25 protein-coding genes and 1 pseudogene are annotated in these 26042 nt (G+C 34.1%); 23 read left to right on the forward strand and 3 right to left on the reverse strand.

Annotation, left to right across the window (positions count from 1 at the left end):
* The first annotated feature begins 2 nt into the window (after positions 1–2).
* A complete protein-coding gene (locus tag GA0061074_RS02740) occupies positions 3–1163 on the forward strand; it encodes an aminotransferase class I/II-fold pyridoxal phosphate-dependent enzyme (protein ID WP_092461618.1) in 1161 nt (386 codons plus the stop codon).
* Between the two features lie 38 nt (positions 1164–1201).
* Positions 1202–2114 (forward strand): annotated as a pseudogene (locus GA0061074_RS02745) (L-lactate dehydrogenase).
* Positions 2115–2410: 296 nt separating this feature from the next.
* Here GA0061074_RS02745 and GA0061074_RS02750 read toward each other — a convergent pair.
* Positions 2411–3268: an aldo/keto reductase gene (locus tag GA0061074_RS02750; RefSeq protein ID WP_092461620.1), complete on the reverse strand. Its 858-nt coding sequence runs from the start codon at positions 3266–3268 to the stop codon at positions 2411–2413.
* Positions 3269–3426: 158 nt separating this feature from the next.
* Between GA0061074_RS02750 and GA0061074_RS02755 the strand changes: the two genes are divergently transcribed.
* A complete protein-coding gene (locus GA0061074_RS02755) occupies positions 3427–4008 on the forward strand; it encodes a TetR/AcrR family transcriptional regulator (RefSeq protein ID WP_092461622.1) in 582 nt (193 codons plus the stop codon).
* Between the two features lie 206 nt (positions 4009–4214).
* On the forward strand, positions 4215–5477 hold the full coding sequence (locus GA0061074_RS02760; RefSeq protein ID WP_092461625.1) for a Fic family protein: 1263 nt from the start codon (positions 4215–4217) through the stop codon (positions 5475–5477).
* Between the two features lie 84 nt (positions 5478–5561).
* Here GA0061074_RS02760 and GA0061074_RS02765 read toward each other — a convergent pair whose 3' ends face one another.
* Positions 5562–6311, reverse strand: coding sequence for an amino acid ABC transporter ATP-binding protein (locus GA0061074_RS02765; RefSeq protein ID WP_092461627.1), 750 nt, complete (start codon positions 6309–6311; stop codon positions 5562–5564).
* 5 nt (positions 6312–6316) lie between these two features.
* Positions 6317–7018: an amino acid ABC transporter permease gene (locus GA0061074_RS02770; protein WP_092461629.1), complete on the reverse strand. Its 702-nt coding sequence runs from the start codon at positions 7016–7018 to the stop codon at positions 6317–6319.
* A 414-nt stretch (positions 7019–7432) separates the two neighbouring features.
* Here GA0061074_RS02770 and GA0061074_RS02775 point away from each other — a divergent pair, with 414 nt between their 5' ends.
* From GA0061074_RS02775 to GA0061074_RS02865, 19 genes are all read left to right on the forward strand, one after another.
* Positions 7433–8245 carry a transporter substrate-binding domain-containing protein gene (locus GA0061074_RS02775; protein WP_092461631.1) on the forward strand — a complete coding sequence of 271 codons (813 nt, stop codon included), beginning with the start codon at positions 7433–7435 and terminating at the stop codon, positions 8243–8245.
* Between the two features lie 73 nt (positions 8246–8318).
* The gene (locus GA0061074_RS02780; RefSeq protein ID WP_092461634.1) at positions 8319–8594 is read left to right on the forward strand and encodes an acylphosphatase; all 276 of its coding nucleotides are present in this window, start codon (positions 8319–8321) and stop codon (positions 8592–8594) included.
* 93 nt (positions 8595–8687) lie between these two features.
* Positions 8688–9584, forward strand: a complete 897-nt coding sequence (locus GA0061074_RS02785; RefSeq protein ID WP_092461636.1) for a prenyltransferase — start codon at positions 8688–8690, stop codon at positions 9582–9584.
* A 273-nt stretch (positions 9585–9857) separates the two neighbouring features.
* Positions 9858–11009, forward strand: a complete 1152-nt coding sequence (locus GA0061074_RS02790) for an AI-2E family transporter (protein WP_092461638.1) — start codon at positions 9858–9860, stop codon at positions 11007–11009.
* A 98-nt stretch (positions 11010–11107) separates the two neighbouring features.
* Positions 11108–12553: a glutamate--cysteine ligase gene (locus GA0061074_RS02795; RefSeq protein WP_092461640.1), complete on the forward strand. Its 1446-nt coding sequence runs from the start codon at positions 11108–11110 to the stop codon at positions 12551–12553.
* 55 nt (positions 12554–12608) lie between these two features.
* Positions 12609–13019: a DUF6508 domain-containing protein gene (locus GA0061074_RS02800; protein ID WP_092461642.1), complete on the forward strand. Its 411-nt coding sequence runs from the start codon at positions 12609–12611 to the stop codon at positions 13017–13019.
* Positions 13020–13261: 242 nt separating this feature from the next.
* Complete coding sequence (locus GA0061074_RS02805) at positions 13262–14611, forward strand: amino acid permease (protein ID WP_092461644.1); 1350 nt, start codon at positions 13262–13264, stop codon at positions 14609–14611.
* 71 nt (positions 14612–14682) lie between these two features.
* The gene (locus tag GA0061074_RS02810) at positions 14683–15576 is read left to right on the forward strand and encodes an alpha/beta hydrolase (RefSeq protein ID WP_092461646.1); all 894 of its coding nucleotides are present in this window, start codon (positions 14683–14685) and stop codon (positions 15574–15576) included.
* A 14-nt stretch (positions 15577–15590) separates the two neighbouring features.
* Positions 15591–15806: a hypothetical protein gene (locus GA0061074_RS02815; protein WP_092461648.1), complete on the forward strand. Its 216-nt coding sequence runs from the start codon at positions 15591–15593 to the stop codon at positions 15804–15806.
* 265 nt (positions 15807–16071) lie between these two features.
* Positions 16072–16821 carry a LytR/AlgR family response regulator transcription factor gene (locus GA0061074_RS02820; RefSeq protein WP_092461650.1) on the forward strand — a complete coding sequence of 250 codons (750 nt, stop codon included), beginning with the start codon at positions 16072–16074 and terminating at the stop codon, positions 16819–16821.
* A 614-nt stretch (positions 16822–17435) separates the two neighbouring features.
* Positions 17436–17828 (forward strand): CPBP family glutamic-type intramembrane protease, encoded by a 393-nt coding sequence (locus GA0061074_RS09355; RefSeq protein WP_425274159.1) that lies wholly within the window; start codon positions 17436–17438, stop codon positions 17826–17828.
* Positions 17829–17858: 30 nt separating this feature from the next.
* Positions 17859–19451, forward strand: coding sequence for an ABC transporter transmembrane domain-containing protein (locus tag GA0061074_RS02830; protein ID WP_159426645.1), 1593 nt, complete (start codon positions 17859–17861; stop codon positions 19449–19451).
* The gene (locus GA0061074_RS02835; RefSeq protein ID WP_092461657.1) at positions 19441–20205 is read left to right on the forward strand and encodes an efflux RND transporter periplasmic adaptor subunit; all 765 of its coding nucleotides are present in this window, start codon (positions 19441–19443) and stop codon (positions 20203–20205) included. The genes GA0061074_RS02830 and GA0061074_RS02835 overlap by 11 nt, the downstream gene beginning before the upstream one ends.
* Complete coding sequence (locus tag GA0061074_RS02840) at positions 20202–20882, forward strand: ABC transporter ATP-binding protein (RefSeq protein ID WP_092461659.1); 681 nt, start codon at positions 20202–20204, stop codon at positions 20880–20882. The genes GA0061074_RS02835 and GA0061074_RS02840 overlap by 4 nt, the downstream gene beginning before the upstream one ends.
* The gene (locus GA0061074_RS02845; RefSeq protein ID WP_092461661.1) at positions 20879–22036 is read left to right on the forward strand and encodes an ABC transporter permease; all 1158 of its coding nucleotides are present in this window, start codon (positions 20879–20881) and stop codon (positions 22034–22036) included. Before GA0061074_RS02840 ends, GA0061074_RS02845 begins: the two co-directional genes overlap by 4 nt.
* Positions 22037–22663 carry a CPBP family intramembrane glutamic endopeptidase gene (locus GA0061074_RS02850; RefSeq protein WP_092461663.1) on the forward strand — a complete coding sequence of 209 codons (627 nt, stop codon included), beginning with the start codon at positions 22037–22039 and terminating at the stop codon, positions 22661–22663.
* A gap of 14 nt (positions 22664–22677) precedes the next feature.
* Entirely contained in the window at positions 22678–23115 is a 438-nt protein-coding gene (locus tag GA0061074_RS02855) for a hypothetical protein (RefSeq protein WP_092461666.1), read from the forward strand.
* A gap of 442 nt (positions 23116–23557) precedes the next feature.
* A complete protein-coding gene (locus tag GA0061074_RS02860) occupies positions 23558–24502 on the forward strand; it encodes a YihY/virulence factor BrkB family protein (protein ID WP_092461668.1) in 945 nt (314 codons plus the stop codon).
* Between the two features lie 125 nt (positions 24503–24627).
* The gene (locus GA0061074_RS02865) at positions 24628–25998 is read left to right on the forward strand and encodes an NAD-dependent succinate-semialdehyde dehydrogenase (protein WP_092461670.1); all 1371 of its coding nucleotides are present in this window, start codon (positions 24628–24630) and stop codon (positions 25996–25998) included.
* Positions 25999–26042 lie beyond the last annotated feature (44 nt).

Raw genomic sequence — 26042 nt, forward strand, 5'->3', positions numbered from 1 at the left:
ATATGGGCGTAAATAAACGAGTTGCAGCAATCCAGCCGAATGCTATTCGAGCATTTGATGATCAAACTAGTGACGTAGAGGATATTTTAAAACTAACACTTGGGGAACCTGATTTTTCTGTCCCACAACATGTTAAGCAAGCAGCAATTGATAGTATTAGTAGTGATGATTCACATTATGCACCTTCTAAGGGAAGTGTGGCTTTGCGTAAAGCAATTCGTCATTTTATGATAGATCGTTACGATTTGTCATACGATGCTGAGACTGAAATCGTTGTAACTTTGGGTGCAACGGAAGGGATTTATGACACATTAACAGCCTTCATTAATGATGGTGATAAGGTGTTGTTACCAGCGCCTAATTTTTCAATGTATGATCAAACCATTGCTTTAGCCGGTGGGGATGTTGTTTATGTCGATACATCAAAATCTGATTTCTTATTGACCCCTGAACAATTGCAAGCAGCAGTCGATCAATACGGTGATCAGTTAACGACTGTGTTGTTGAACTATCCTTCTAACCCAACTGGCGTGACTTATACGGCAGAACAATTAGCAGCATTAGCGGATATTTTGCGGGGAACAGATATCACTGTTATTGCGGATGAAATTTACTCAGAGTTAACGTATGACGTTGAGCATTATTCAATTGCAAAGTTATTGCCAGAACAAACAGTCATCTTGAATGGTGTTTCTAAGTCACATGCAATGACTGGTTACCGAATTGGATTCATTGTTGGACCAGCAGAATTAATAGCACCAGCAGCAACGTTGCATCAGTTTACGGTAACGTCTGCTTCAAATCCGGCAATGGCCGCTGCAGCCGAAGCGTTGGGCTCAGCACAAGGAAAGTTGGATTCTAAGAGGATGCGTGATGCATATCGTGAACGACGTGATTATCTAGTACCAGCTTTGCGACAATTAGGTTTTGAAATACCACAACCTAATGGAGCTTTTTATGTCTTTGCGAAATTACCAGCTAATGTTGACCAAGATGATTATGCGTTTGGTATTGATTTAGCTAAGCGCGGCAAGGTTGCCGTTATTCCGGGTTCAATTTTCAACATTGGTGGTGAAGGTTACATCCGTATTAGCTATGCGGCATCAATGGAAACGTTACATGAAGCAGTAAAGCGCATTGGCACATTTTTGGCAAATTACTAAACATATTAGAGGGGTAGTATCATGACACGAAAAGTGGGATTATTGGTTTAGGTCATGTTGGAGCAGCAGTTGCACATAGTTTGTCTGCACAAGGTGCAGTAGATGAATTTGTTTTTATTGATAGTGATAAAGCCAAAGTAACCGCTGAAGCGTTGGATTTTGAAGATGCAAAGGCGAATTTAGAATATAACGCTAATTACGTTGTTAATGATTGGGATGCTTTGGCTGATGCTGATGTCGTAATTTCTTCAGTTGGTAAGATTTCATTACAGGGGACAGTTAAAAATAAGGATCGCTTCGTTGAATTGCAATTTACAAAGCACCAGATAAAGGGCGTTTCTGAAAAATTAGTTGCATCAGGATTTAAAGGTATTTTGGTTGTCATTACGAATCCAGTTGATGTTATCACAACAATGTATCAACATTTTACTGGTTTTCCAAAAAAACGAGTTATTGGAACAGGAACCCTTTTGGATACGGCGCGATTGCATCGCGCTGTTGGACAAGCATTGCAGGTCCATCCAAAGTCAGTACAAGGGTACAATGTTGGTGAACATGGGAATTCACAGTTTACAGCTTGGTCGACAGTGAAGGTTAAAGGACAACCCATTACCTCATATGATTTGCCATTATCAGAATTAGATGAAGCTGTTAAAACCGGTGGCTTTACTGTGTACGATGGTAAGAAATTTACTAGTTATGGTATTGCTAGTGCAGCTAGTCGACTAACGAAGGCTATTTTGACTGATAGTCATGAAGAATTACCAGTCTCTAATTAATCGACCAGAATATGGTGTTTATGTATCATATCCGATGATTGTTGGTCGTGCAGGGATTGTTGATGAGGTTAAATTGAATTTATCAGCTGATGAACAAGATAAGTTAGATGCATCAGCAAAATTAATCCATGACCGATATGATGAAGTTATTGCTGAATTGGAAAATGAGTAAATTGTATAAATATACAATTTTACGAATAATTAAACAATAAAAAGAACCACCAATTTACCATTTTAATGTGGTAGATTGGTGGTTCTTAAATATGTTCCAAAAGACTGAATCCTAAATGATGTTACAACCGGATTCAAGACGTCTTTTGTTACACTCTGTTTTTAAACGTGCTCCAAAAGACTGAATCCTAAATGTAACAACATTTAGGTATATCACAACCTACGCGTTGCTACGGTCGTAATACACCTAAACGATGTTACAACCGGATTCAAAGCGTCTTTTGTTACACTCTGTTTTTAAAATTCAGTTTGTGAAGCTTCTTGGTGCATACCAGCAACACCTTCTAGTTGATCAAGTGCAGACATTTCTTCATCTGTTAGGGTGAAGTCAAAGACATCCGCATTTTGCTCAATTCGTTCAGCGTGTGTAGACTTTGGTAATGGTAGGAAACCATGTTGTAGTGACCAACGTACCAATACTTGGGCTGCTGACTTATCATGCTTTGCGGCAATATCATTAATCTCAGTTACTGATAGCAAAGAACCAGTTCCTAATGGTGAATATGCTTCTGTTAGAATGTCGTGCTCATTGTTAAAGGCAACAATGTCCTTTTCCAAATCAGAAGGGTTCACAAATAGTTGGTTAACCATTGGGGCGATTGTTGCTGTCTTTAGCAAAGCTTCAACGTGTTCGATTTGGAAGTTAGAAATACCAATGGCACGGATTTTACCTTCTTTGTATGCGTCTTCCATGTAACGCCAAGCTTCAGTATTAGCCTTGTCCCAGTCACGACGGTTAATCAATGGGTTAGGCCAGTGAATTAGGTACAAATCTAGGTAGTCTAAGCCAAGTAGCTTCAATGACTTATCCAAAGCGATTTTAGCAGCTTCATAACTGTGGCTATCATTCCACAACTTTGAAGTAACGAATAATTCTTCACGTGGGATACCTGAGTCTTTAATGGCCCGGCCGACTGAAGCTTCGTTACCATAAGCAGCAGCAGTGTCGATGTGACGGTAACCGGCCTTTAGTGCATCAAGCACACTTTGATAGGCAACATCCCCATCAGGCGTTTGCCAAGTACCAAATCCTATAACTGGGATTTTAACACCGTTATTTAAGGTAAATGTATCGGTTAATGATGAAATGGTCATATACTTACACCTCTTATTAAATATATTTCAGTTAGTTTTAGCTGATAATTCATTTTCTAGTATAACAAAGAATAATGATAAACTAAAATTATATAGTTTATATACTTGATACAGTTGGGTATAATATTAAGGATAATAAAGTGAGAAAGGAAAGTGAAATGTCAAAAGTTACAAAGGAAGCAATTTTTGAAGCAACGCAAGCTGTGTTGATGGAAAAAGGCTATGAAAAAGCACGTCTTGCTGATGTTGCGCGTAAACTGACAATTACGCCAGCTGCGTTGTACAAACATTTTGCCAACCGTGACGCCTTATTCCAAGAAATGGACGAGGATTGGTTGTTACATGTTGATGCACCAATCTTAGCGGCTAGTGAACGTGCACCAGAACAAGATCGGGTGCAGGCACTACATGATTGGTTATGGCTACTCTCAACGCGTCGTCAACAAAGTTTTGCTGACGCTCCAGAAATGCTAGCTTTTTATAAATATGAGTTGGGGAAACATGATAGTTTGATTGAACCTCGACTTAAAGAATTTGCGTCTGCTGTTGAAAAAATCATGGCTTGGGACACGTTCCGTCAGCAACGTGGTCAAACTGTTATGCAGACATTTACTTATTTTTATCATCCGTTTTTTGCAGGTCGTTGGGATGATAATTTCTTTAAAACAATTTTTGAAACAACATGGCAAGAGATGTTACCCGTTGTTCAACAAGGATTGACGCAACAGCCTGAAGAATGACAATTTAAAACCCAACCAGAATTTACTGGTATAAGGTGTATGTACCCTGAAAGTTAAAGTGAAAATTTAACTTTCAGGGTATATTTGTCTAGAACGGCTAATTGTTTTCGCTAATATATAAAAAATCGCTTATCTTTACGTTTTATTTGGTAAAACTTCATGATAATATACAAAAAATAAATGTATTTCAAAATGAGGATGAAATTATGGCGAAATATAAATTGTTAAAACAATATATTTACACAGTTGGTGGTCAATCCCTACCTAAGAATATAATTGCTGATCAAGAATATAATCGTCGTATTAATGGAAACTCTACAACAGTGACGCAAATGCGACCTAAAACAATGAACGATGAAGAAGTTTTTAGCACAACGTACCCAATATTTTTTGTTGAGACTGTTCGAATTAATGAATTAATTTCAAAAATGTATCGTAATTCAAAGCAAATTATTCTTTTAGAAGATATATTACCAGGGGTAGCTAAGACTAGTTTTATTAACACATTACTAATTAATGAAATTCATTATACAAATGAAATAGAGGGTGTAAACACAAATCGTGAAGAAATAGGAACAATTGTAGGAAATAATAAAAAAAACACGAAAACAAAAAGATTAGTTTCCACCGTAAATCTGTATATTGATACTATCAATGAAGAATCAAAAAGGATATTACAATTAAGAGATTTTAGAGCTATATATGATGAGCTTTTACAAGGCGAAATTACAGATAAAGAAAAACCAGATGGACGATACTTTAGAAATGGATTTGTACGTATTGGGAATTCGTTAGAAACGGTGTATATTCCGCCCGTTAATGAAGAGGAAATATTTACGGCATTAACAAGTTTAATTGCTTTTATGAATTCTGATAATATAGATCCAATTTTAAAGGCTTTAGTAACGCATTTTATGTTTGAAAATACGCATCCATTTTATGATGGTAACGGTAGGATGGGGCGGTATTTACTCTCCTCATATATCTCTTCAAAAGTAGACATATATTCAGGTCTATCGATTGCAACGGCTATTAGGAAACATAGTGATAAATATTATCGTACGTTTAAACAAGCTGATGATATGTTTAATCGAGGCGATTTGACAATATTTTTAGAGGACATGTTAAGCATATTAGTATCTGGACAGCAGGATGTTATACAAGATTTAAGGGGCAAAAAAGAGAAATTAGACACAATAAAACATAATCTTGCACAACGAGAACAGCTTTCGGATTTAGATAAAGGTATATTATTTATAATTTCTCAATCACAGTTGTTTAATATTGTTGAATCAACATCAATCAAGGATAACGAGATAGTAGAGATTATTAATAAAAGAAAAGTGGCAGTGAATAGGATAAAAGGTGCTATTAAAAATCTAACTAGTGATGGTACATTAGTTGAAATTTCAAAAAATCCTTTAAAACATATTATTAATAAGAAAATTTGGCATGAATTACTTAATTAAGTAAGTTCTCCGGATTATATAAAAATACCCCGGCAGTAAAAATTTAACTTTCGGGGTATTTTTTAATCTTTTAATTACTTACTGTTAGGCTTCACCTTGATCAAATTTAAACGCGTTTAAGAAGCGGTTAATACGCTCAGTAGGTTTGTTAAAGAATTCATCTGGCGTGCCATCAAAGTTGATTTTACCGTCTTCTAAGAATAGCATCCGATCAGCAGCGTGACGTGCAAAATCCATGTTGTGTGTCACGATAATCATTGATTGATTATCATTGGCTAAGTCGTTTAGTACACGTAGAACCTGTGCTTCTAGTTCAGGGTCCAATGCCGAAGTTGGCTCATCCAATAATAAGTAATCGGGCGCCATTGCCATTGCACGCGCAATAGCAACACGTTGGGTTTGTCCACCAGACAATTGATAAGGATAACGATCAGCCGTGTTATCTAAATCAACAGCAGCTAATAATTCGTGCGCATGTTTAGTAGCTTGTGCCTTCGATTGTTTAAGGACATGTACTGGTGCTTCAATCATGTTTCCCATGATTGTTAGGTGGTCAAACATACGTGGTTGTTGGAAAACCATGCCTGTTTTACGACGAACCCAAAGCAAAGTGTCGGTTGTTAATGGTTGGCTCAAGTCGATAGTACGATCGTCGATAGTGTATTGACCACTATCTGGACGTTCCAATAAATTTAATGAGCGTAACAAAGTAGATTTACCAGAACCAGATGGCCCAACAATAACAGTTGTTTCATGCGGGTTAAAGGTAACATTGATGTCTTGAAGCGCATGATGCTCAGTATAACGTTTATCAATATGTTCTAATTTAAGCATTATTTTTACCTCTGTTCTTTCACAAAACGGTCAGCCCAACGTTGGATATAACGTTGTGGGAATGATAAGATGCTGACAAATAGGGCGTAAATAGCGGCAACAAGTAGATACATTTGCAAAGGCTCAAAGTTAACCGCAGCTAATTGCTGTGACAAGTAGAACATTTCAACAATTGTAACAACTGATGCCAATGACGTATCTTTAACCAAAGAAACAAAAGAATTTGCTAATGTGGGAATTGAAATACGCGTTGCTTGCGGCAAGATAATACGCAAAAAGATTTGACGATCAGTCATTCCCAAGGCAGCACCAGCTTCACGTTGCGTATCAGGTATTGATGAAATTGCTGCGCGAATGGCTTCGGATGCATAGGCACCAGTGTTTAATGACAAGACCATCACGGCGGCTGACCAGCCTGATGGAGATAACCAACTAATACCTAATTTTGGTAAGCCGTAGAAAACAACGAATAATTGCACAAGCATCGGTGTTGAACGGAACACCCAAACATAAAAGCTAAGAATAAATTTTAAAATTCGCCAACCAATTTTACCTAATCCGGTAGCGTGAGGGACATAAGAACGTAAGACTGCGACTGCGGCGGCAATCACAACGGCAATAACAAAAGAAATTAATGCTAATGGAATCGTATATTTGATTCCAGCAATAATTAATTGTGGTGCATAAGTTGCAATGAATTGAAGCATGAGTCATCCTTTCAAAAAATGAACATAAAAAAAGTGCTAAACGATCCTGATAAACTCAGATGCCTAACACACTTTTTGCAGTTATTAAAATGGTGTACACCAAGATAACCTACCGCAAAAAATGCGCTAGGCATGCACAAGCAATATAGTTATTTGATGAAGCTTGTAACATAATGGGACTCCTTAAAAAATAAAATATATTATTAATCTCCTTTATTTTAGGAGTCTTACTAATTAAATGCAAGTAAATTTTTATCGGTTATTAACGTGTTGACAAAATGTTAGTAAACAGAGTATGATTTGCGTCAGTAACTAAGAGAGGTGACATTTATGGCTTTGGGGATGCGATGTTAAATTAACAGGTGATATGACGTTGAAAAATGACAAAATAAACATCAGTTAAGGAAGATTAAAATGAATAAATATACAAAAATTGCAGCAACCGCAGCTGTCGCATTGACTGTTGCCAGTACCGGTGCATATGCAGTAGTTCCAAGTGTTTCTGCTAAGGCAACACCAGCATACGAAAAGAATTTGCACAAAAAAGGTACTTTGACAATTGGGCTAGAAGGAACATATTCACCTTATTCATATCGTGATAAGTCAGGTAAGCTAACTGGTTTTGAAGTCGATTTGTCAAAAGCAGTTGCTAAGAAATTAAAGTTGAAGCCTGAATTTTCACAGACAAAGTTTGATTCACTTGTTGCTGGACTAAATGCACGTAAGTACGATGTTGTATACAATAACATGGGTAAGAACAAAGAACGTGCAAAGCACTATGTTTTCGCAGCACCATATATGTATACTAAGACAGTAATGATTACGAAGCCGGATTCAGATATCAAAACGGCTACTGATTTGAAGGGTAAGAAGTCAGCACAATCAGCTTCTTCAAATTTTGGTCAAGCTGCTAAGAAGGCGGGAACAAACGTTGTTTCAGTGCCTGGTTTTGCAGAAGCAATTGACTTGGTTAACTCTGGTAAAGTGGATGTGACACTAAACTCACAAGATTCATGGGGTGTTTATAAAAAGAAGCATCCAGAAACAAAGTTGAAGGCTAAGACAACAGATGTCTTGGGCGATACTTCTGCTTCACCAATGTTGAATAAGAAGGATAAGGCTTTAGCTAAGAAGATTACTAAGGCACAAAAAGAATTGAAGAAAGATGGTACTGTTGCCAAATTATCTGAAAAGTACTTTGGATCTGATTTGACGAAAAAACCATAGAATAACGTTATAATATGGTCCTAAGGTAAAATTACCTTTAGGACTGTTTTTGTATTTATAGGGGGAGAATTTTATGTCAATTGCTAAGAAAATTATTGTGCGTGGTCGTGTGCAAGGGGTTGGTTTTCGCTATACGACAACACAGTTGGCTAAGGAACTTGGTGTAACCGGTACTGTATGGAATGAAAGTGACGGTTCAGTTCATATTGAAGCTCAAGCTGAGGAAAGCGTACTAAAGGAATTTATTTCTAAAGTAGATGATTCACCATCACCATATGGTCGTGTTGATTCATTGAACGTAACAGATATTGCAGTGAACGAAAACCGTAATAAATTTCGTGAAATATAAACCAGTATATTAACCAGTTTGTAATGTTACATTGCACGACTGGTTTTTTTAATGTAAGCTGAGTTGTTAAGAGTTTTTAGGAGGTTTTGAAGAATGACTGTCAAAACGTGGTTAAAATTTGTTGAGGTGCAATCACTAGTAGCAAGTGTCTTACCACTAATATTAGGTAATTTATATGCCGCAATTACCTATCAAGAATTTAATGTCGGTTATGCAATTTTATTTGCAATTGTTGTATTTTCATTGCAAATGGTGGCAAATGTTTGGAATAACATTCAAGATTTTAAATCTGCGACCAGCGATGAATGGAAAAATGGTGTAAATAACATCGTTGGTAATGGCGGTATTTCACAACGTCAATCGTGGACAACGTTAGTGATTTTGATTTTGATTGCAGCTATCGGTGGACTATGGTTAGCATTCCAAACGGGATGGCCTTTGTTTATCATGGGTGTCGTTGGCTTTATTGTGACGTATTGGTATGCAGGAACACCGCTACCATTGTCACGGACACCGTTTGGTGAATTGGCGTCAGGGTTAACCATGGGATATTTGATTTTCCTAAGTGCAACATATATTAATATTGCGCCAACATTCAATGGTGAATTGGTTATTCATGCTATTATTGCTTCAGCCATTGCATGGTGTGCAATTGGTGATATTATGTTTGCTAATAATATTGGTGACTATGAAGAAGATGTTGCTGAGGGCCGTCATACATTGGTTTGGCATCTCGGAAAAGATCGAGCTGTTAAAGCATTCGGTTGGGTTTACATTGCAGGTTATGTCATGTTAATCATTGCCGTGGTGTTTGGCATTTTGCCTTGGTTATCATTAGTTGCTATTTTATCATTGCCAATTGTAATGAAAAACGTACGTGCTTTTCAAGCTAATCCCATTAAGCCTAATTTTCCATACGCGATTAAAAATGCCGTGGTTATTTCAATCACTTTGGCAATTGGTCTAGTTTTAGCTTTGATCTTTAAGTAAAACATTGTGAAAAAAGTGTTGCTTTTGAAATGATTTTAAAAGAGTATCAGACTACTGTAGAAAAAGCAGTTAGTTTGGTACTCTTTTTTTGCACACAAATGTTGGTTGTGCCCTGTGGAAAACTTGTGTATAAGTTTGTGGATAAAATTAAATTAAACTTAACAATTTTGTTATTAATTTCACAAATAATATGTTGTAGCATTAATGATGCTAGAAACTTTTTGGTACCATATTATCTGGTATAATTAGAAAAAATGAAAGTGAGGGTGTGAAGTGTTAGCAAACCTAAAACGTTCCAAACTACTTTTTTGGACGCTTGAAATATTAGCTATCGCGTTACTGATTTTAGTTGTTACACAACTACGCTTTATTTTAGAACCCATTAGTCAATTTATCGGGGCAGTTTTTGTACCGTTAATTATTTCGGGTTTTTTATATTATTTATTGAATCCTGTTGTGGTATTTTTACAAAAAATCCCGTTGGGTAAAGTAAAGCACGTTAGTCGTGGTTGGGCGATTACAATTGTGATGTTGCTGTTGGTTGGTATTTTAATAGCATTAATATTAATGTTATTACCAACATTGGTTGAACAAATTACTGGGTTGATCCGGAATATTCCAGGCTTAATCGATACAATCCAACAGTTAGTTAATGATATTAGTAAAATTAATGTCGCTAAAGAATACGGTATTAAGCTGGATTTTGATAAGATACAAGATGAAGTACAAAAGTTTGGTCAGACAGTAGTTGCTGGTATGGCAACCAGTTTGAGTTCCGTTATTGGTAAATTAACAAACGTTACAGTTACGGCAATTACCGTACCTGTTATGACAATTTACATGTTAAATGATGGTCACAAACTATCACCATTTATTCAAAAGATTTTCCCAAGTAAGCAACAAGATCGTATTTCAGATGTTTTGTCACGTTTGAATCGAACTATTGCACAATACATCAGTGGACAAGCCATAGAAATGTTATTCGTAGGATTCTTTACGACGATTGGTTATTTCATAATTGGTCAAAATTATGCGTTGTTGCTAGGTGTGTTTGCGGGAGTAACCAATATTATTCCATATGTTGGACCTTATATTGGGTTAGTACCGGCCTTATTTGTCGCAATTACTGACTCACCTTTACAAGCACTTTGGGTAATTGTTGTGGTCTTGATTGTACAGCAAGTAGATAGTAACCTAATTTATCCACGAATTATGGGTGCTTCATTAAATATTCATCCATTAACAATCATTGTGCTATTATTGGCAGCCGGTAATATTGCTGGAATTGCGGGGATGATTTTGGCAGTTCCATTCTATGCAATTATTCGTACTATTACGGTATATGCATGGGAACTTTGGCAAGTACATCGTAGAGATGATTCAGAATCAGATGAAAATGAATCTGAAATTGATGCAACTGTTTAATGAATTAAGAAACTAATGAAATCGGCCCTTGTGTGTGGTATATTCCATATACGCAAGGCCGTTTTTATTTAGTATCAATTTTAATGAGGGAAAAGATTATGGTAGATGATTTACATTTAGGACAAATAATCAAAAATAATAACTTATACAAAGAATTAATTGGTGGAAAATTCGGCATTGAATTGGAAGCACATCGTGTATCTAAGGAAGGCCGTTTGAGTAGAATTAATCATTCGGCAAAACTTGGGTCAAGACGTATGCATCCTTATTTACAAACGGATTATAGTGAAACACAAGCAGAGTTAGTAACGGAACCGGTGGGGTCATTTGAAGAAGCACGTGATCGTTTATTACAATTACAATGGGTTTTACGTCATCACATGACAGATGACGAATCAATTTGGCCATTAAGTATGCCGCCTCAATTAAAAAAGGATGATTTACAGTGGTTAGATGAAACGTTTGAACGTTCATGGGTGCAAGATTACCGAGATTGGTTGATGCATAAATATGGATCAACACACGAAATTATGACGGGATTGCATTTAAACTATTCGTTACCTGAGGATTTGGTGCAACATTTGTTTACTGCAAGTGGTGCTGATAATTTTAATGTTTTTAAAGATCGGGTTTATTTTCATTTAGCACAGCAAATTGTGGCACACCAATGGTTGTTTAACTATTTATTTGGCGCAACACCATTTAACTTAAATGATACAGATTCAAGGACGCCGCAATTTAGTCATCCAGTGCGTTCATTACGAACCAGTGAATATGGTTTTGTTAATGATCATGGTGAAAAGCTAGCTTACAGTGGTGATTATGAAAAGTACAAGCAACAAATTCAGCAATTATTATCTGAAGATAAGTTGTTCTCGGAACACGAAATTTATGGCCCAGTGCGTTTTAAAAAAATAGCAGCAGATAATCCAAGTGTTGATTATTTAGAAATTCGTTTGGTGGATACTAATCCATTTGATATTGCTGGTATTTCTGAGAATGAATTAAATTTGATTCATTTATTATTGATTTATTTTGTGATAAATGATGAAGAGTTGAGTGATAGTGTGTTGCAGGGGCAAGATGATGTTGCCAATGCAGTATCGTTAGAAAACCCAACGGATACATTAGCGAATAAACCAGCAGCGCTTAAAATTATGCAAGATATTTCGCAATTGGCTGATCACTTTGGTATGCGTTTTAATGATGGATTATCATTAGTTACAGATCGAGTGCTAACACCAAGTAAAACACCTGCAGCTAAGATGATTGCTGCTGCACCTGATGTGGCAACTATGCAAGAGTGGGCAACAAACTTAGGAAATGAACGTACGGCTTACTTCGAAGAAAATGAAACAGCATTATTCCATGAATATTTTGGCGAGAATCCATTAGGCGTTACTGTTAAAGATGCTTTGACCGTTGGTGTGCGTGTTGTGTCATATGATGGCAAGACAGTATCTTTACGGTTAGGTAGCCATGTTGAAAATTTGACGGAACCAGATGATATTTATCGTATTTTTCCGGAATTAAACATTAACTAACTTTAAATAAGTGTTATCATAACAGATGATAGTTAATAACTGGAGGCACTTAACAGTGAGAAAACAACATCCATTTAATTTTGAAAAGTGGTATCAATTTTTAGTTAATGCAGAAGGTGTTCAAATTCCTTGGGTTGAAGGTGAACACATGACAACACATCCTGTTTATGATGACCAAATGGTGTCTTTAGTACGATCATTTGAATGGTCGGATTATTATGATCAAAATTATGACCGTACTTTACATCAAAAGGGACTAGATCAGTTGCGTGAGGAAGAAGTGGATATGATTGCGCGGACGAGTCACGATTTTCGAGAATTACGGGCGGTTACTTCAGTGATTATTCACGAAGAACGCCATCTTGAAGGTATGTGGGCGGCCATGCTAGAAAAAGGAATTCTGTTGCGCTTGTTGCAACGATTGGAGAGTCAGACACCAACAGATTTTCTAGGTCCTAATTACTAGGTGAAGATTTGACTAATTTTTGTTTTATTTAGCTACAAAAAATATTAAGATAAAAACTGTGATGTAGTGAAATGATACAAATTTCGCTACATTGCAGTTTTTTTAATCTGCATAAAAATTTTAGAATTGTTAAAATTAAATTTTCTGAAATTTTGAAAAATATAAAAATTCTTATATACTAGATAATATGTATTTTTTAAATATCGTAAACATGATGTAGTTATGGAAAAGGGAGTGTGAATATGTCACAACAAAAAGGGTCCCCGCAGAAACTAGACAGAGGCTTAACAGGTCGTCATGTTGAGATGATTGCCTTAGGTGGGACAATTGGAACAGGATTGTTCTTGGGGGCAGGGCGCTCGATTAGTGCAGCTGGTCCGGTCATTTTATTTGTCTATGCAATTGTCGGGATATTTATGTTTTGGATGATGCGAGCCTTAGGTGAGTTATTGTTAACAGATCCTAATCGTTCAACATTCGTTGGCTTTATTGAAAAGTATGTCGGTCCTAAAGCGGGATTTATCATTGGATGGACTTATTGGATAGGGTGGATTACGATTGCCATGGCCGAGTTAACGGCGGTGGGAACGTATATGGAGTTTTGGTTCCCCAATATTCCAGTTTGGATATGGGAACTAATTGTTCTAGCCATATTGTATGGTATTAATATTATTGCAGTAGCGGCCTTTGGTGAAACTGAGTTTTGGTTCTCAATGATTAAAATTATCGCGATTATTGCAATGATTGTCACTGGGGTTATTATGATGGTGATGCATACTAAAACGTCATCAGGAATTACTTCAATTAGTAATTTATGGCAACATGGTTTTGTCGCTGATGGTGGTGGCCACTTGTTATCAGCTTTCCAAATGGTATTCTTTGCTTTCTTGGGAATTGAATTTGTGGGGATGACAGCTGCTGAAGCACAAGATCCTTACAAGAATATTCCCAAAGCAATTAATTCAATTATTGTACGTATTTTAATTTTCTATATTGGTGCCCTAATTGCTATTATGAGTATTCAACCATGGACTAATTATCATGCTGGTGAATCACCCTTTGTTCAAGTGTTCGCAGGAATTGGAATAACGGGGGCTGCTGGAATCATTAACTTTGTTGTTTTGACAGCTGCTGCTTCATCATTGAATAGTGCTATTTTTACAACTGGACGGATGCTTTTCTCATTATCAAAGGGTAAGGGATACGTTGGTAAGATAAATAAACGTTATATTCCAAATAACGCGATTAATGTTTCAGTATTATTGATTGCTGTAGCCGTTGTGTTGAATTTCTTCTTCCCAGCCACAGCGTTTGATTTGGTTACTTCAGTTGCATCAGCAGCATTCGTTGTGATGTATGGTGTGTTGGTGTACGCACACGTTAAGTATCGTAAAAGTGATGATTATAAGAATGGTAAAAAGTTATTTAAGATGCCAGGTTCTCCTGTAACAGATTACCTAACGATTGCTTTCTTAATTGGAATTTTCCTAATCTTGCTATTTACGAAGGATACAATGCCAACAACAGTATTAGCTATTGTATGGTTTGTAATAATGATTGTCTTAAGTTTACGAATAAAAACTAAAAAATAGTGTATTATGAAAGGATAGTTGGATAGGCAACTATCCTTTTTAATTAGGGTAATGATAGGAGGCTAATTAAGGTGACAGAAAAATTTATCGAACGTCCTTATACACGGACGTTTGCAAAAACAGATTATATTAAACAACAATGGCAAGATGTATCTTATATGGCTGGTGAGCGTCATGATTTAGATATTTATTTACCAAATGAAGGCAATGGTCCATTCCCAGTTATCGTGGATGTATTTGGTGGTGGTTTGGTATTTGGTGATAAGAGCTCACATAAACTTGACCCAGCATTGAAGTTATTGGATAAGGGATATGCGGTTGTAAGTATTTCATATACTTGGATCCAAAATGCAGCATTTCCAACACAAATCTATGAGGTTAAAGCGGCAATTCGTTTCTTACGTGCTCATGCGGCTGAGTATCAATTGGATATGGATCGAGTGGCATTAATGGGCGAGTCATCTGGTGCACAATTGGCTTTGCTCGCAGGAGTAACCGCAACGGTAGATGAAATATCTAATCGTGAGTTTGGCGAAAATGCTGACGAATCTGAACAGGTAAATGCAATTATTTCGCTTTATGGACCATATGAGTTTGATAAATTTGTGCCACAATTTAAAGAGAGTGGTATCGAACCAAATTATTCTGAAACTGGTACTGCAGAGTCATTTGAAGGTCAGATGTTTAATAAACAAGCACCAAAAGATGTACCAGATAAGGTTAAAGAATATAATCCAGCGACATATTTCAGTGCAGAAATGCCACCAATTTTGGCTTTTGTTGGTACCGCTGATGTGATTGTGCCATATCAACAAACGGTTAATATGATTGCAGCTGCTCGTCAGGTTGTGAGTGATGATCGTGCTGAAATTCATGTTATCGAAGGTAAGGGACATGGACCAGGTGCTTATATGACGCCAGAAAATACAGAGATTAAAGCTAATTTTTTGCAAAAATGGCTATAAATTGAGGTTAAAGAATGCTAGGTGCTTTTGGTAAAACATTTTTTCGAGCAACACCACAACAGTTATTTATGCAATTAATGATTGATATTTTGTGGTATTTGATTTTTCGTCCTACTGATTCATTTTCAATGTGGGTTTATATAATTATTTTGCCAGGCTTTGATTTAGTATCAGCCATTGGTAGTTTTTGGAATTATGTGAAAGATAACAAGCAACAATCAAATAAATAATGTTTCACGTGGAACATTTAATTAACAGGTTACTTTTAAAGAAAGTGGCCTGTTTTTTTGCGTTCAATAATAGAAACGTAACGTTTAATATTTTTTGTTTGTAAATGAATGAATCAATTTAAGATTAATTGATATATGTAAGAAGTTAGATTTTTAGCTAAATATAAATATTAGGACAATTTTTAGTGGACTTTTAAATCTAAAAACTGTCTTTTTATATGAGCGATTGTTGAATATAACGTGCTAGCAATATGGAGGGAAATTTGTGTTAGAGATAATAATATTAGAAGATGGGCAGCAACGATTAACTTGGATATCTAATTTTATTAAACGATATACGAAATTTGAGGAACTAGCGGTAACCATTAAGATTGCTACACCTGATGTTGAACGAATAAAGGCTTTTGTTCAAACAAGCTTGCACCAAAATTTTTTGTTTTTTATATATGTTGTAGATGATGAAGGTGTCAGATTGGGAAAATATATCAGGAAAAAATTACCAGCAGCTAATCTAGTATTTATTGCTGCGTGTGAAGAACCATTATCGTCAATATTGAAACATCGTTTAGCACCGTTAGATTATGTAGCTGATTTAACGAATGATGATTTGATTGAAGAAGCAATCCGTAAAGATATTAATATCTCTTTAAAACGGACCGTTGATCATATGTACAATAATCCAGAGAAATTTGTGTATAAATTACAGAATCGTTATTATGATGTGCCGATGTCTGAAATATTGTATATCGCTTCAAAACCAAATTATGTTAACCGTGTTATTTTATATACCAAAAATACAGTAATTGAGTTAAATGATTCATTATCAAATATTGAAAAAAGACATCCGGCATTATTTCGATCTCATAAGGGTTTTATTGTTAATTTGTCAGCCGTCAATTATGTTGATGTCCAAGCTAATCGCATTTACTTTCGTAGTCATGAAGACTTATTTTGTCCAATATCGGTGCGAAAGAAGCAACGCTTTAAAGAAATTTGGCGACAAGAGAAATTATAAATTAGCAACGAATACTAGTGAGAAATTAACGTTAAATTCTTTTTTATCTGAATTTGTAAATTAAATTTATTATTAGGAGTGTGGAAGGAGGAAATGTAGTATATCGGTACAGTCATAGTATAGGGAAAAGTAAAATGATATTTTCAAATAAATATAGTCGATTAATACCATTACACTTGTTGTTATTTATTGTTAGCTGTAATATTCCTGATTTAATTAAAACAGATCAATTTTTGTTGGAAGAAAGTATTCGTACGTACGGGGCTTTGGCTATTGTTATTTATATGGAAGTTAGGACGTACCGGAAAATAAATAATAGTCTTGGGTAGATAGGAATCTTTATAAAACAAAAAATGAAGTTAATTAAAATTAATTATAAAGTAGTGCTTACGTATGTTTTAATAATCCCGTTTAGCTTTTATTGTGCGGTTACTGTACCGTACGTTGGATTACTGACATCTTTTTTAGGAGGTATAATTTCGTTACTATTGACGCTTGGTAGTCAACAGGTATTTTTATTATTGAAACCAATGAATAAACCTTTTCTACGGCAAATGGTTAGGTTATTATTTTTAGCCTTTTTAATACGATTAGCATTAGTGTGTATGATGGTAATGTTTGATTTCCAAAATACAAGTAATGTAATTGGTAATGGATATATCACTCAGCTAGTTCATGCGAATATAGTAACAAAATTAAGTTTATTAATTTTGTTACTAATAGAAATGACGGGGGAAGAACTGTTATTAGCTAGCGTCATATTACCAATGTTTTTTTATTTAAAAAAATGGAATTACTCATGGATATTTAGTGTTTTTATGGGGAGCTTATTATTCTCTTTAATGCATCTATACGCCTATGATTTTAATATTTGGTTTTGTGTTATTGCAGGATTATCGCATATACCAATGATTCAAGCATGGAGAGTTACTAATTCTTTACGTGGAGGTATATATATACATATTTTTTATAATATGATTTCGATATTTCCAGCTTTACTGCTATAGTTTTTAATGATTTCTAGAAGAGGGATAAATATGTTTCACATTGTTATTGATCGATTTAATTTCAAATTCGTAGTTTATTGGATTATTGGAATTATTATGTTTTTATATGGTGCTGTTCTTCAGATACAAATACCCGAAAAATTACAAAATGTGATAAATTTGGCTGTTAAAAATCAATTTAAACATATTTATGTTAATCATTTGGTTGAGCTATTGCTATTTATAATTATTATTTCGTTTATAAGTCAATTACTAGTAGGTTTATCAAGCGAAAATATAATACTAAATATTAGAAATAAGCAATTTGCTCAAATTATTAAGCAATCCAGTTATAACCTTAATAAATCTTATGCTGAAATTTCTAACAGATTAACAAATGATACAGAAGCTATTGGTAGTCTATTTAGTTCAACAATACCTAATTTATGTAAGGAGGTAATAATTTTTATAGGTTCTCTTTTTTTGTTATTCAGATTAAATAAGGAATTATTTACAATACTTATGATTTCTGTCGTAATATTTGCGGTATTTATGGGTGTAATTGGAATTGTATTATCTAAATATTCCGAATTGTTTAAACAAGCAGGATCGGATTACTTGAGAGTTGTTCTGAATTTATTTGAAAATTGGAATTTAATTAAAGTTTTAAATTTAGAGCAACATGCAGTGACTCTTGAAAAAAAACAAGCCCAAAAATTATATAAATGGAGTATAAAAGGGCTCCTGCTTAGTATTTTTTCTGGGCCCATACAATTATTGTTTTTTTCTGGTCTCATTATTACCATAACCTACGTTATAGGTAAACAATTAGATGACGGTACCATGAATTATGGATCAATTGCAGCATTAATAATGTTGTTAGTTAACCTTTTACAATCATTAATTGGAACATTTAATGGTTTTCTCGAATATAAAAAAGATATTGGACAATTAAAGGGCTTACGACATATTTCTGAGATTTTAAAAAATTCAGTAAATATTAAAAATAACCTAGCAACCCATAAACCTGTTAAATATATAACGTTAAATGAAGTATGTATTAAAAAAAAAGATAAAAACATACTGAAAAATGTCTCTTATGAGTTTACAGATAATTATTACGCAATAATGGGTGAAAATGGTGTTGGGAAAAGCACTCTTGTAAAGGCTATGTTAGGACTAGAGGTCATATCATCAGGTAATATTTATATACCTGAAAATTATAAAATTGCCTATATAGAACAAAATCCAAAATTTTTCATTGGAACGATACGTGATAACGTTTCTTTTGACAAACCGATTAGTGACACAATACTTATTGAAACATTAAAAAAAGTAAATTTATGGGATGCTTTTAAAAATAGAAATGGGCTAGACACTTTGATAAGTGATACTTCCGTCTTTTCAGGCGGTGAAGCACAAAAGCTTTCTATTGCAAGAGCACTTGCTTCTAAATTTGATGTTTTAATATGTGATGAAATTACGTCAAATTTAGATAAAGCTAGTAGCATGCTAATAAACAACTTATTGCAAGATTTATCCAAAAGCAAACAAGTTATTGAAATAACACATCATGTAATAAATGACAATAATCGAAAAATATTACAAATTTCAGAGGGATTTTTACAAGAGTATGAAAATTAAAAACAAAATATCTTTAATTGTTATTCTAGTTGTTTTAATTGTTAGTGTTCTCGTCAGTTTACTCTTTGTGAAAGAGCAAAATCAGATGAAAAGTTCTGATATTTATAAAAATAAAGAAACAAAAGTTAAATTAAGACCTTATAATATGCCAGCACAACTAGCTACTGTAGATACTGTGAAGTCATATTTGCTTGCTAATTTTTTTAAAAATAACTCTTTAGTAGATGATGGTGCATGGTTAAATAAAAACCAAAAAATATCTACTAATAACATGGTGTCACCCATTGATGGTATTTTTTCATTTCAGAATGATATACCTATAATTTATTATCCTGAGTCTCGGATTTCATTTTATGTAACAGAAAATGAAATAAGTAATATTTCGATAGGCATGCCTTTAAATTTTCAGCTAATTTCAAATCCTGAAATTAAAGGGAATACTACAATTGCGTCTATTTCTGCAGTGCCTATAAATAAAAATGGAAGTATATCAAAATACAAAGTTATATCAGAAATTTTAGATCAAAGTAAATTAGACTTACGTAAAGTGAAATTTGGACAACATTTATCTGTAAAAATATTGTCCCATGAATTTATTCTGCCGAAAAAAATGATTCAAAAAAATAACGTTATAACCGCAAAACTATCAAACAAGTGGACCAAGGTTCACGTGAAGATTAACAAAGTCATTGACAATAATGTACTAATTTCTCCATCCGGTGAATTACATGTAGGCATGGAAGTTAAAAAATGAATAATTTAATATCATTTAAAAATGTAACTAAATCATATATTGATGGTGAAAATAAAAAGACAATCTTGAATAACGTTTCTTTACAAATTAAACAAGCTGATTTTGTTGTAATTGTAGGAGAGTCTGGTTCAGGTAAGACAACTTTACTTAATATAATTTCTCTATTAGATAATAATTTTGATGGAGAATATTTATTAAACAATGAAAATATTCAAAATATGTCTGATTATAAATTGTCTAAATTACGAAGAGATAGAATTGGTTTTGTATTTCAAGATTTTAAGTTATTACCAAACCTAAATGTTGAACAAAATGTTCAATTGCAAAGAGAGTATCAAACAAATCCTCAAAAAAAAGAAGATGTACGTACTTATGTAAATAAGTTATTAAAAATAGTTGGCCTTTTGGAACACAAACATAAATTTCCAAATCAACTTTCTGGAGGACAAAAACAACGTGTTGCAATTGCACGCTCACTATTTAATGACGCAGATATTGTCATAGCAGATGAGCCAACAGGTGCGCTAGATAAAGACACAGGAAAATCAATAATGGAGCTACTTAGAAAGCTTAATGGTTTAGGTAAAACAATCATATTAGTTACTCATGATTTATCACTGGCAGATTATGCAAAGCAAAAAATAGTAGTTGATACTAAAGGAGTACACAAAATTTGAATATACGAGAAAAATTAGTATATAGAATTAAAGACGTTCGTTCCTATCCTAAACAAAATGGAGCAGTTCTTGTATCTGTAATTATATCCATGATTAGTGTATTACTTATAATTGCTATCGGAAATGGTTTAGCTAACAATATAGCATCTCAATTGAAACCCATGTCTTCTAATAAATTATCATTTCTTTACACTAGCAATACTAAACAATCAATTAGTGACAAAGATTTTAGTTACCTTAATAACATTCCAGAAGTGCAAAGTTTTAATGTTTCTAGTGATGAAAAAATGAGTAACGTAGATACGTTATTAAAACAGGAACAACATTTGGCGACTATTGGTAAAATAACAGATTTTTCTACGTTTAAAATCATTAAAGGTAATAAAAATGCTTTAGATACAGATAATTCTGTATTTATAAATCAATCTGCGCTTTGGATTAGACCTAGTGTTTTAAATTCTTTAATTAACAGTAGTATCTTTATAAATGGCAAAATGTTTATCATTAAAGGTTTATATACTACTAATCTATTGGATGGTGGTAATCTACCAGATATTTTAATTAGCGCTACTCATTTTAAGAATTTGGGATTGCATATTTCTAATAACATGTTAAATGTTAACTTTGATTTAAAATCAGAACATAGTATAAAAAAATTAGAAGACACTATAATCGATCAATATGATGAATTACACTCTGGTGATGGTGGTTTAGTTGTATTGGATGATACTGTATTATCTGACAGTATGCACGGATTAGTTAGTAAAATAACAACACTAGTTGTTATAGTTGCTTCGATTTCACTTATAGTTTCTGGATTCAGTATTTCAAGTAGTATGTATGCCAACATTGCAATTAGGTCAAATGAGATAGGATTAAGACGGACATTAGGGGCTACTAGAAAGAATATTCGGAATCAATTTATTATAGAAGGTTTAATCTTATTAGTAGCAGGAGTGTTCATAGGTGATATTATTTCCCAAGTAGCAGTTCTAATCATGAAAGTTTTAGGTATTGATACTTATATAAGTGTAGAGGAAATGTTAATGGTAGGATTTATACCAATTATTATTGGTTTCATATCTAGTATCAGCCCGGCAACAATAGCCGCAAATAAAAATATAACTGACATATTGAAATCGGAATATAATTAAATGGATTATAAATATAATTTAATTTTTTTGGGTTTATTAATAAATTGTGGTATTAGTTTATGCTTTTCTTTGATAGTTTCATTTTTAAATATATTTGTTGCTATATGGAATAATAGTATATCAATGGAATATGCAATATTATTACAAAATATAATTCGTATCATAGTAGCTGGTAATTTACTGATTTTTTTCGTGTTTTATCAAGATAGCATGATGAAAGAAAAATTAGAATATAACTTGAAAATAAATTTATCAGTATTTGTGTGCATATTAATTATGCTCATTAGCATTATATTAATCGGTAGTGTTTCTGATAATCTTAAAACACCATTTTCAATAACTATAATTGCAATGTCTATGTTATTAACTGGATTTTCAGAAGAGATAGTTTATAGAATGGTAGCTATGAATTGTTATCCAAATCATTTCTGGCTAGTTATTTTATTACAAGGTATTATTTTTTCATTTGTCGGACATGGTTTATTTAATGATTTTAGTACAAATTTGTTTATTCGCCTGCCATTAGGTATAATTTTTGGTTTTATTTATAGGCATACCCAAAAAATTTGGTATGGATCTTGTTTACATGGGCTTTATGATTTTTGTATTTACGCAGAAATATTTTAATTTAAGGAGAAATAATGATTAAAAAAACTGGAAATGTACTAATAATAATTGCGTTTTTGGCAATATTGTCTCCATTATTTTATATGTCAGATAATATTTTTACATTTTTAATTGTTCAAAGTTATGGTCCAATACTTTTGTTAGGATTGGGATTGGCATTTGCTTTTGGAAGGCAGGATTGGACTAGTAATATATTACCTGTTGTTTCTATCAGTTTATTATTTTCTGTATTTACTGATTCGCTCTCTCTTTATTTGCAACCACAAATAAATGGATTAGCACAACATAGTAGTACACAAAATTTGGCTGTAAGTGTCAGTAAGCCAACGCTATCAGGCATTATTATAATGCTTATATTTGATTTTTTTGTAACATATGTTGTTTCGTTTTTATTTGTATTTGTAGCTAATAAATTTCTTTTATTTAAAAATAAGGTTAAGGAAAGGGGGTGAGAAAAATGAAAAAATTTAAATTGGCTCAAATTTTCTATTTAGGTCGTGGATTTGTAAATATCAAGTGGCATTATGCAAAGCATAAGTATATTTAGTAAGGAGATAGTTATTAGTGAGGAATAAATTCATGATAATTCCATTTTTTGCTTATGGAATTTGGAAAATAAAATGGCAATATCGTAAGGGACATTCTATTTAATAAATGATTACCTAATTTTAGTAGAATATACTTTTTAGAGGCTGAGATAGAACTCAGCCTCTTTTTGTTTTTTTCATACTTGAATTGAAAATTAAAAGGTTAAGTATCATTAGTTAAAAATGTTTAACTTAAAAATTGATACTAAAACAATGATAATCGCTTGTTATTAATGGAATAATATTTGCTATCTCTGGCAAACATTGCGATACTGAAATATATATTTAATAAAGGAGATGAACAAACATGCGACAAATACTTGTTGATGTACACCGCCTGACAAAAAAATTTCAGTTGACGCAATTACAACTATATATTAAAAGAGGCAATTTGAAGATGGTGGGACCAACCATTACTTATTATGCACTTTTGTCATTGGTTCCGATCTTGATGAGTGTGGGGGCAGTTGCGAGTTTAGTAGGGTTAGATTCGCATGATTTAATCACTTTGCTATCACAACAGTTACCTGCAAACATTATGAATGTTTTAGGTCCGATTATTCAGTCGGTGTTAAAAGGTGGCGTTGGAATTTTGTCATTTTCAATTGTGACAACCGTATGGGCAGCTAGTTCTGTTTTGGCAATCATTCGTAAATCGTTTAATGCTATTTATGATGTTCCTGAACGAGTTAGTGGGTTATTAACTCGCGTATTCAGCTTTTTATGGTTAGCAGTTATACTACTTTCGGTTGGATTAGTGATGGTAGTTAGCGCTATTTTACCTGCAATTATTGCTGCTATTCCAGGAATTGAATGGTTGGAATTTATTACTAAACAACGTTGGCTTATTACGCTAATTGGACTTTGGCTCATTATATGTTTGTTTAATATTGCAATGCCGGCTAAGCGTCTTGCCGTGAAGCCATTGATTATTGGTTCGGGTATAGAAGTTGTTCTGATGATTATTTTAAATTATTCATTTGGTTGGTATGCACAATTTACTGTTAAAAATGTTGGCTTTTATCAATCTTTGGGATCATTGCTTGTGCTAATTGTCTATTTGAATTTAGTTGGGACTATTATGGTTATTGGTCAGATTATTATTGCTTGGTTAGAAGGCATTTTTGCAACTAGTTTAAATCCGATAGACCCAGTGCCTGCGGCAGCTAAACGACCTGCTGCTAAGAATCGTCAGACTGCTACAACGCAAAATATCACAAACAAAGGCAACCGTAAAAAAAGCCGTCGTTAAGGCACTACTTGTGATTTTTATAAGGTTAAAATTAATAGATTGTGAAAAAGTTTATCCCCCTTTTTTGGAAAATGGCGTTATAATAGTGGCGTAGAATTGTTGTCGTTTTCATTAAGGGGGATATTATGACATACAAAACCACATATCCATATACTGGGGAAGTGTTGCAGACGTATGATGATGCAACTGAAGCAGATTTAGAACAAGCATTGGCAACTGGTCATGAACTGTATAAGACATGGCGTGGTACATCGGTTCGGGAACGTGCAGATGTATTGGCAAAGATTGCTGATGCTATTATTGCGCATAAGAAAGAGCTAGCTAAGGCAATGACTTACGACATGGGAAAGTTGTTGACTGAAGCTGAAGGGGAAGTTGATTTATGTGCAAGTATTGTTTCTTATTATGCAGACAAGGGTGAAGAATTCATGGCTGATACGCCATTGGAAACACCCGCAGGTAATGCACATTATATTAAGCAATCAACTGGTATTATTGTTGCTGTAGAACCATGGAATTTCCCACTATATCAAGTTGTTCGTGTATTTGCACCAAACTTTATTGTTGGAAATCCTATTATTTTAAAGCATGCTTCAATTTGTCCAAAGTCTGCACAATTATTTGCAGATATTGTTTTAGAGGCTGGTGCACCTGAGGGAGCACTTAACAATTTGTTTATTGATTATGACTTGGTATCTAAGGCTATTCATGATCCACGTGTAGCTGGTGTTTGTTTGACTGGTTCAGAACGTGGTGGATCAGCTGTTGCCAAGGAGGCCGGTGAAGCATTAAAGAAGTCAACTTTAGAACTTGGTGGTAACGATGCCTTTATCATTTTGGATGATGCCGATTGGGATGAAGTTAAGGCCGTAGCACCAGGAGCTCGTTTATATAATGCTGGTCAAGTCTGCACATCATCAAAGCGATTTATTGTAATGGCTGACAAGTATGATGAGTTTATTGACGTGTTAAAGGATGGTTTCTCAAAGGCAAAAGTTGGTGATCCAATGGATCCTGCTACTGATGTGGCACCATTATCATCAAAGAGCGCGCAAGAAAAGTTACAAAAGCAAGTTCAAACGGCGATTGATGGTGGAGCAACCTTAGTTTATCGTCAAGATCATGTTGGTGGGGATGGATTCTTCTTTGAGCCAACAATTTTGACAGATATTACTAAGGATAATCCAATTTATAATCAAGAGATGTTTGGACCTGTTGCTTCAGTATACAAGGTAAACTCAGAAGAGGAAGCAATTGCTTTAGCTAATGACTCAAGTTACGGTCTTGGTAACACAATTTTCTCAAGTGACATTGAACATGCACAACGTGTAGCAGCTCAAATCGAGACTGGAATGTCATTTATTAATTCAGGTTGGGCATCATTACCTGAGTTACCATTTGGTGGTGTTAAGAACTCTGGTTATGGTCGTGAGTTGAGTGAATTAGGATTGAATGCCTTTGTAAACGAGCATTTGATTTTTGAACCAACTAAGTAAAATAATATGAAAGAACATGCTCCGATAACTTTCGGAACATGTTC

This window comes from Weissella bombi (assembly GCF_900094835.1).
Lineage (GTDB): Bacteria > Bacillota > Bacilli > Lactobacillales > Lactobacillaceae > Weissella > Weissella bombi.

What these genes read in the sequence shown, in the direction of transcription:
- GA0061074_RS02850 (WP_092461663.1), top strand. Translation starts at nt 22,037, where the DNA reads ATGGATTATAAATATAATTTAATTTTTTTGGGTTTATTAATAAATTGT.
- GA0061074_RS02780 (WP_092461634.1), top strand. Translation starts at nt 8,319, where the DNA reads ATGTCAATTGCTAAGAAAATTATTGTGCGTGGTCGTGTGCAAGGGGTT.
- GA0061074_RS02785 (WP_092461636.1), top strand. Translation starts at nt 8,688, where the DNA reads ATGACTGTCAAAACGTGGTTAAAATTTGTTGAGGTGCAATCACTAGTA.
- GA0061074_RS02775 (WP_092461631.1), top strand. Translation starts at nt 7,433, where the DNA reads ATGAATAAATATACAAAAATTGCAGCAACCGCAGCTGTCGCATTGACT.
- GA0061074_RS02765 (WP_092461627.1), bottom strand. Translation starts at nt 6,311, where the DNA reads ATGCTTAAATTAGAACATATTGATAAACGTTATACTGAGCATCATGCG.
- GA0061074_RS02840 (WP_092461659.1), top strand. Translation starts at nt 20,202, where the DNA reads ATGAATAATTTAATATCATTTAAAAATGTAACTAAATCATATATTGAT.
- GA0061074_RS02835 (WP_092461657.1), top strand. Translation starts at nt 19,441, where the DNA reads ATGAAAATTAAAAACAAAATATCTTTAATTGTTATTCTAGTTGTTTTA.
- GA0061074_RS02805 (WP_092461644.1), top strand. Translation starts at nt 13,262, where the DNA reads ATGTCACAACAAAAAGGGTCCCCGCAGAAACTAGACAGAGGCTTAACA.
- GA0061074_RS02865 (WP_092461670.1), top strand. Translation starts at nt 24,628, where the DNA reads ATGACATACAAAACCACATATCCATATACTGGGGAAGTGTTGCAGACG.
- GA0061074_RS02860 (WP_092461668.1), top strand. Translation starts at nt 23,558, where the DNA reads ATGCGACAAATACTTGTTGATGTACACCGCCTGACAAAAAAATTTCAG.
- GA0061074_RS02755 (WP_092461622.1), top strand. Translation starts at nt 3,427, where the DNA reads ATGTCAAAAGTTACAAAGGAAGCAATTTTTGAAGCAACGCAAGCTGTG.
- GA0061074_RS02815 (WP_092461648.1), top strand. Translation starts at nt 15,591, where the DNA reads ATGCTAGGTGCTTTTGGTAAAACATTTTTTCGAGCAACACCACAACAG.
- GA0061074_RS09355 (WP_425274159.1), top strand. Translation starts at nt 17,436, where the DNA reads ATGTTTGATTTCCAAAATACAAGTAATGTAATTGGTAATGGATATATC.
- GA0061074_RS02740 (WP_092461618.1), top strand. Translation starts at nt 3, where the DNA reads ATGGGCGTAAATAAACGAGTTGCAGCAATCCAGCCGAATGCTATTCGA.
- GA0061074_RS02830 (WP_159426645.1), top strand. Translation starts at nt 17,859, where the DNA reads ATGTTTCACATTGTTATTGATCGATTTAATTTCAAATTCGTAGTTTAT.
- GA0061074_RS02770 (WP_092461629.1), bottom strand. Translation starts at nt 7,018, where the DNA reads ATGCTTCAATTCATTGCAACTTATGCACCACAATTAATTATTGCTGGA.
- GA0061074_RS02855 (WP_092461666.1), top strand. Translation starts at nt 22,678, where the DNA reads ATGATTAAAAAAACTGGAAATGTACTAATAATAATTGCGTTTTTGGCA.
- GA0061074_RS02795 (WP_092461640.1), top strand. Translation starts at nt 11,108, where the DNA reads ATGGTAGATGATTTACATTTAGGACAAATAATCAAAAATAATAACTTA.
- GA0061074_RS02760 (WP_092461625.1), top strand. Translation starts at nt 4,215, where the DNA reads ATGGCGAAATATAAATTGTTAAAACAATATATTTACACAGTTGGTGGT.
- GA0061074_RS02750 (WP_092461620.1), bottom strand. Translation starts at nt 3,268, where the DNA reads ATGACCATTTCATCATTAACCGATACATTTACCTTAAATAACGGTGTT.